General features: G+C 71.7%; 5 protein-coding genes. 1 reads left to right on the forward strand and 4 read right to left on the reverse strand.

Annotated features, from left to right (window positions below):
• A partial coding sequence (locus tag G6017_RS01425) for an acyl-CoA dehydrogenase family protein (RefSeq protein WP_182615561.1) occupies positions 1–849 on the forward strand: 849 nt, incomplete at its 5' end.
• Positions 850–915: 66 nt separating this feature from the next.
• On the opposite strand, the gene G6017_RS01430 is transcribed toward G6017_RS01425, so the two are convergent.
• The 4 genes from G6017_RS01430 to G6017_RS01445 are packed head-to-tail and all read right to left on the reverse strand — an operon-like array spanning position 916 to position 3,197.
• On the reverse strand, positions 916–1,194 hold the full coding sequence (locus G6017_RS01430; RefSeq protein WP_179525620.1) for a DUF7218 family protein: 279 nt from the start codon (positions 1,192–1,194) through the stop codon (positions 916–918).
• Positions 1,195–1,199: 5 nt separating this feature from the next.
• A complete protein-coding gene (locus G6017_RS01435) occupies positions 1,200–1,670 on the reverse strand; it encodes a heme-binding beta-barrel domain-containing protein (RefSeq protein WP_182615563.1) in 471 nt (156 codons plus the stop codon).
• A 10-nt stretch (positions 1,671–1,680) separates the two neighbouring features.
• Positions 1,681–2,217, reverse strand: coding sequence for a DUF488 domain-containing protein (locus tag G6017_RS01440; protein ID WP_179525618.1), 537 nt, complete (start codon positions 2,215–2,217; stop codon positions 1,681–1,683).
• On the reverse strand, positions 2,217–3,197 hold the full coding sequence (locus G6017_RS01445; RefSeq protein WP_179525617.1) for a DUF808 domain-containing protein: 981 nt from the start codon (positions 3,195–3,197) through the stop codon (positions 2,217–2,219). Before G6017_RS01445 ends, G6017_RS01440 begins: the two co-directional genes overlap by 1 nt.
• Between the last annotated feature and the right edge of the window lie 200 nt (positions 3,198–3,397).

Consider the following 3,397-nt stretch of genomic DNA (forward strand, 5'->3'; position numbering starts at 1 on the left):
ATGACCGCCGCCTACCTCCGCCACGCGGCGGACCGGTCGGACGCCGCGTGGCGGACCTATCGCGCCGTGGCCACGGGGGACCGGCCCGGTGTGACCGGCATGGCCGTTGCCCAGCGCCAGGCGGTCGGGCTGGGCAGAGTCCCGATCACCGCCACTCCGGTCGACGGCGGCTACCGCATCGACGGCCCGGTCGCGTGGGCCTCCAACGTCTACGAGGACAGCACGATCGTCCTGGCCGCCAACACCGGGGACGGGCGCAGCCTCGTCCTGGCCTTCGAGGCGTCGACTCCGGGCGTGGACATGCGCAGCGCCCCGGATCTCCTGGCGCTCAACGCCACGGCCTCGACCATGATCGGGCTCGACGGCGTCGTCGTCCCCGACGAGCAGGTGCTGGGGGAGGACCTGGGGGACTTCCTGACCGGCGTGCGCCCGGAGTTCCTCGTCCTGCAGGCCGCGTTCTGCTCGGGTGTCGCGGCGCGTTCTCTCACCGAGGTCGAGGGACTGCTCGGCGGCCTCGGTGCGTTCTCCGCCGACGAGCACTCCGCGCTGGTGGACCGCCACGAGCACATGCACTCGGAGTTGCACCGACTGGCGTCGCGGCCGGGAGAGGGCGCTCTCGTCGACCTCCTCCTGTTGCGCCTGGACGGCGCCGAGATCGCTCCCGCCGCCACGCGACTCGAGGCCATCCTCTGCGGTGGAATGGGGTATGCGCAGGACGCCCCCGCCAATCGTCGGATGCGTGAGGCCGCGTTCCTCCCCGTCCAGTCCCCCTCGCAGTCCCAGCTGCGGTGGGAGCTCGACGGGCTGGGGGTGTCCCGGCTCGTGTGGCGGGGGGACGCGGCGCGCTGACGCACCGGGCCACACGCCGACGAGGGTGAGCGCGCGGCCCGCTGAGCCCGGCCCGGTGAGCCCGGCTCAGTGCTCCCGCAACGCCTCGATCAACTCGTCCTTGGTCATGGACGAGCGTCCCTCGATGCCGATCTCCCTGGCGCGGTCGCGGAGCTCGTCGACGGTCCAGTCCTCGTACGAGCCGGCCTTGCCACCCTTGTGGCCGACCTCGGACCGCGATCGCCCGGCCGAGGCGTTGGCGATCCGGGCGGCCTTCTCCTTGCTGGCGCCGTCGTCGCGCAGCGCCTCGTAGACCTTCTCGTCCTTGATGTTCGCGGACCGCCCGTCGTTCTTCTTCTCGGCCACGGCGCTCAGACCCGCCGCATATCGGAGTGGAGGTGATGGGTCATCGGCTGTCCGACCGCGGCCATGGCGAAGGTGGTGACCAACCTGTCCCCGGTGAGTTCGTACCGGCGCCCGGTGGCGTCCACCTGCTTGGCGGTGGCGCTGTTGGCCACCCGGGCCTGGAATTCCAGGACGAGCGAGTCCGCCTCGGCCACGATGGTGCCCTCGGCGAGTTCGGTCTGTCCCATGGGCTGCGCCAGGATCAGCTCGGCGGTCCCGGCCCCCGGGATGCGCAGATAACCCGTCTCGGTGTGCATGGGGGAGCCGTCCGCGCTCCACGACCGTTGGACGTAGTGCAGGAACGGCTTGCCGACATCAGTGAAGACCACCTCGTCGGTGTACGTGAAGTCCTCGATGGTGGGATACGACCCCGCGCCCTCACCCCTCCAGGTGCCGAGAAGTGCGGCGACGGGGGCGAGGGAGGGTGCCGGTTCCATGCCCATGAGCCTAGGCGACGCCAGCGTCCCACACCGGCTGTCCGTGGGCGTCGAGCCGAAGTCCTTCGCTCGGGCTGTGCCCGGTGATCGACCCGCTGTGCATGAGGTGCCCCACGGGGAGGTCGTGGACGGTCGTCGTCACGTCGGCCACGATCCTGCGGTGGCAGCGCCACCACACGGACTCCGAACACATGACCGCGGTCCGACGGGCGCGCGCGTCCCCGACGACCCGGTCCAGGGCCGCGCGGAACCCGGGGGAGCGGGTCCACGCGCTGTAGGCGCGGAACGCCTCGACGCGCCACCAGGTGTCGGGTGAGTCGCGCCGTTGCTCCGCCGTGAGCGTGCGACGGCCCCCGAGTTGCTCCTCCCAGCGGTAGTCGATGCCGAGGTCGCGGGCGAGCTCCGGCACCGCCCCCTGTGCGGCGGCCGAGTTGGCGCGGCTCCCGGGGAATCGACGGATGTCCACCAGGAGTTCGACCCCGGCGCCGGTGAGCAACCCCCCGAGCTCGTCGCCCGCGAGCCGACCGTGCCCCACGGTGAGGAGCATCAGTCCCTCGCGTGACCGGTCCCGGCGGCCTCCGCTGTGGTGGGGGCGGGCCCCGACTCGTCCCGTCGACGGGGGACGACGTGGGCCACGGCCACCACCACCGCGCCGACGACCAGGCCGAACAGCAGCGAGCACACCGTGTTGACCAGCCACCCGAGCACACTCCCGACGCCTGCCACCGCCGCGGCCGGCTCCTCCAGCAGGTGCACCAGGTGGTACGGGGCGGTCGCCCCGAGCTCGTCCAGTCCCACCAGGAGGATGTGTCCGCCGACCCACAGCATCGCGAGCATCCCGACGAACGAGATCACCTCGAGGACCGTCGGCATCGCCCGGACCAGACCGCTGCCGAACCTCTTCACCCCCGGGGAGTCCCTCCCGGCCAGGTGGAGTCCGATGTCGTCCATCTTGACGATCACCGCCACCACGCCGTAGACGAGCGCGGTGATGAACAGCCCCACCACCACCAGGATCGCCGCGCGGGTCCAGAACGGCTCCTCGGCGACCTCGTTGAGCGCGATCATCATGATCTCGGCGCTGAGGATGAAGTCGGTGGTCACCGCCCCGCGGATCATCCGCTTCTCCGCGTCGGGGCCCTTCTCGACGACTGGCGTGGCCTCCTCGTGGTGGCCGGTGACGCGTTCCCACACCTTCTCCGCGCCCTCGTAACAGAGGTACGCACCACCGAGCATCAGCAGTGGGGTGAGGATCCACGGGACGAACTGGCTGAGCAGGAGCGCGAAGACGATGATGATGGCCTTGTTGCCCAGGGAACCCGTGGCGATCCGACGGATGATGGGCAGTTCGCGCGACGGCTCCACGTCGCGGACGTACTGCGGGGTCACGGCGGTGTCGTCGACCACCACTCCGGCGGCCTTGACGCTCGCGCGTCCGGAGGCGGCCGCGATGTCGTCGGTACTGGCCGCGGCCATCCGGGCGAGGACGGCGATGTCGTCGAGCAGGGCGGCGAGACCACCGGCCATGGGTACCTCACTGTGGTGGGCGGGAGGGGTCCCCGCCGACGGGACGGCCGACCCGTGCCGGGTCGGATCGTCACAGGGTAGCCCCGTTCGGCCCGCCGCGCCCTCGCAGCCGGTCCGGCCTCAGCCCTCCACCGCGTCCAGGACCCACCTGAGTGTCGACACCCCGGTCCGCCCGAGGTGCAGGGCCACGGCCCGGGAGC

Source organism: Dietzia sp. B44, from assembly GCF_014145245.1.
Lineage (GTDB): Bacteria > Actinomycetota > Actinomycetes > Mycobacteriales > Mycobacteriaceae > Dietzia > Dietzia natronolimnaea.